Genomic DNA, 1,901 nt, shown 5'->3' with positions numbered 1-1,901 from the left:
ATAACAGTATTTATCATTTTTATTCTTTTTGGAATTTATCAAATTATTTGTTACTGTATTCACAAACCTTTTGTTTATAGAACCATCACTGGTTTAATCATTTTCTCAATTTTATTAACAAGCATAAGTTATTTAACACACTATTCTAAAGTAGAAACCAATTATGAAATAACTATTCATAAAGAAACAATGCTTAAAGAATTACATATTGGAATGATTAGTGATATTCATTTGGGAACTGGAACTTCTCTTTCTGATTTAAGAGTTCTGGTAGATAAGTTTAATCATAAGCAGTATGATTTGGTATGTTTTGTTGGCGATATATTTGATGAATCAACTCCAAAAGATATGATAGAAGATGCACTTAGTATATTCTCACAAATAAAAACAACTTATGGACTCTTTGCAGTTAATGGCAATCATGAACATTATGCAAATATTTTACAAACTGAACTTTATCAAAAATACAATATCTACCATCTAAGTGAAAAATATGTATGTGTAGATGGCTTATTTAATATAATAGGAAGAGAAGATGTTGTTGCACACCTTGACAACAAAATGAATAATATATGTCAGGGAATGAATACAAATTTACCAACAATTTTACTTGACCATAATCCTAAACGTTATCAGGATGTTCTTCATTATGCTGATTTACAGTTATCAGGGCATACACATGCTGGACAATTTTTTCCAGTAACCCTTCTAACTGCTCCACTCTATGATAATGTTTATGGATTACTTCAAAAAAATCATTTTTCTTTAATTGTCACAAGCGGTTATGGTTCTTGGGGATTCCCTATGCGTTTCTTAACAAATTGTGAATTTGTAGATATAAAAATAGCGTTTACAAAAAAGTAATATTTATTATGGACTTTTTCAGACAAATAATATATCATATGAAAAGCGAGGTAAGGTATATGGTTATAGAATTAGACAGTCAATATGAAAAAAGAAAACAAGAAATAGAAAAAATTGTGAAAAATGTTATTGAAAAACATAATATTGAAATTTCACAAACTGCATTTGATAATTTAATTATTCATTTATCACTATGTATTTCAAGGGAGTTAAATGGAACGTATATCCCAACAAGTGAAAGTCAAATTAATCATTTAAAGGAACATGAATACTATCCTGCTGCTGTACAAATCATTGAAATACTTGAAAAAGAGTTTGATGTGACAATTGATCAAAATCAAATTAGTTATACAACTATGTATTTAGCTAATATTAATTTATTAGATATTGATTTTAATTGTGAATTTGATTTATGTGATGATGAAATGGAAGAAGTCATCAATCAAACAATTGTAAAAATTAAAGAAATTTTAAATTTAGACTTGAGAAAAAATAAAGAGTTTTATACTGGTATGACATTACATTTCTATCCTGCATTAGATCGTTTACAAAATAATCAACAACTCTCAAATAATCCTTTAAAGGATCAAATTCAATCACAACATGAAACTGAATTTGAATGTGCAAAAATCTTTAACTCTATTGTTGAAGAACATTATAAAAAATCATTTAATGAGCATGAATTGGCATATATTGCATTACATTTTGGTACTGCATTTAGACAACAATAAAAAACTAAACGAAATAACTTACATTAAGTTGTTAATTCGTTTAGTTTTTCTTTTTAGATTAATGGATTTTTAATAATTAATATATCATTTGCTAACAATATTTCCTTGGCAATAAATATATTTATTTAAAAATTATATTGACTTATTTTTAAACACAATATAGAGTCCATATAAAATAAGACATTCAAATAAACATGAAAGCATAACAACCATAAAAATGTAACTAACGATTGTTAACGTATCATTATGAGTATTAAAAGCTGTAACTCCTAAAAAAATAACAAGACTAATTAATCCTATAGACCT

The 1,901-nt window shown here is 25.8% G+C and carries 2 protein-coding genes; both read left to right on the top strand.

Annotated elements, in window-relative coordinates:
* A partial coding sequence (locus tag ACLR9T_RS14280; protein ID WP_413110134.1) for a metallophosphoesterase occupies positions 1–864 on the top strand: 864 nt, incomplete at its 5' end.
* Between the two features lie 59 nt (positions 865–923).
* Positions 924–1,595 (top strand): BglG family transcription antiterminator, encoded by a 672-nt coding sequence (locus ACLR9T_RS14275; RefSeq protein WP_008789013.1) that lies wholly within the window; start codon positions 924–926, stop codon positions 1,593–1,595.
* Positions 1,596–1,901: the final 306 nt, after the last annotated feature.

Source organism: Thomasclavelia sp. (assembly GCF_047249845.1).
In the GTDB taxonomy this organism is placed as follows: Bacteria; Bacillota_I; Bacilli_A; order Erysipelotrichales; family Coprobacillaceae; genus Thomasclavelia.
The sequence above is the reverse complement of the archived record's forward strand: the minus strand, read 5'-3'. Positions and strand labels throughout refer to the sequence as shown.